The organism is Mesorhizobium sp. M1423 (assembly GCF_040317575.1).
GTDB lineage: Bacteria > Pseudomonadota > Alphaproteobacteria > Rhizobiales > Rhizobiaceae > Mesorhizobium.
On sequence record NZ_JAMYKU010000079.1, the window covers coordinates 1 to 1,041 of the forward strand.

At 66.1% G+C, this 1,041-nt stretch carries 1 protein-coding gene; it reads right to left on the bottom strand.

Annotated features, from left to right (window positions below):
• The coding region (gene tnpC, locus NKG95_RS34145) for an IS66 family transposase (protein ID WP_353043873.1) at positions 1-1,041 on the bottom strand (1,041 nt) is incomplete at both ends.

A 1,041-nucleotide genomic window follows, 5' to 3' on the forward strand; every position in this document is an offset into this window, starting at 1 on the left:
CCAGGGTTCGAGATCGGCGACAATAGCGCGGCTACTTTCCTGACCCATCGCACGGCGTTCGTCGGCCGATCGGCCGCGGATATCGTCCTCGATCTTATAGAGGTCGGCGATCCGTCTCAGCGCTTCGCTGGCGATCGGCGCGGGCCCGGCTGCTGCCAGTTCATAGAAGCGTCGACGCACGTGTGCCCAGCAGAAGGCGAATGTCACGTCGCTCTTGTCGGCCAGCACACGATAGCCGCCATAGCCATCGACCTGCAGGATTCCAGTGAAGCCTGCGAGATGAGCGATCGGACGCTCGGCCTTCCGGTCGGGTGCGTAGACATAGGCGACGCCCGGCGGGTCGGCTCCCTGCCATGGCCGATCGTCACGCGCATAGGCCCAGAGTTGGCCTGTCTTGGTCTTGCCGCGGCCGGGGTCGAGCACCGGCGCAGTCGTCTCGTCGGCAAAGAGCTTCGGCGAAGCCTTCAGCTTGCCAAGCAGCCGCTCATGCACCGGACGCAGGTGCCAGGCGGCACGGCCGACCCAGTCGGCGAGCGTGGAGCGATCGAGATTGATGCCCTGCCGGGCGTAGATCTGGGCCTGACGATAGAGCGGCAGATGATCGGCATATTTGGAGACCAGCACCTGGGCGACCGTCGCCTCGGTCGGAAGGCCACCCTCGATCAGCCGGGCCGGTGCGGGAGCCTGAACAACCACATCCTCGCAGGCGCGGCAGGCATATTTGGGCCGGCGCACGACGATCACACGCAGCTGCGCCGGAACGATGTCGAGCCGCTCGCTCACGTCCTCGCCGATGCGATGCAGACCATTGCGGCAATACGGGCAGGTTTGATCCTCGATATCGACCACCAGCTCCGTACGCGGCAGATGTGGTGGCAACGCGCCGCGGTTCGCCCGGCGCTTGGCGACACGCGCCTGACGTTCGCCAGGAGCGCTCTGTGTCTGCTCTTCCTCGTCGGCGGCCTCGAGTTGCTCGGCCTCTTCGAGCCCCAGCAGCAATTGATCCTCGGGGAGCGTCTCGGCACGACGGCCGAAGCGGTG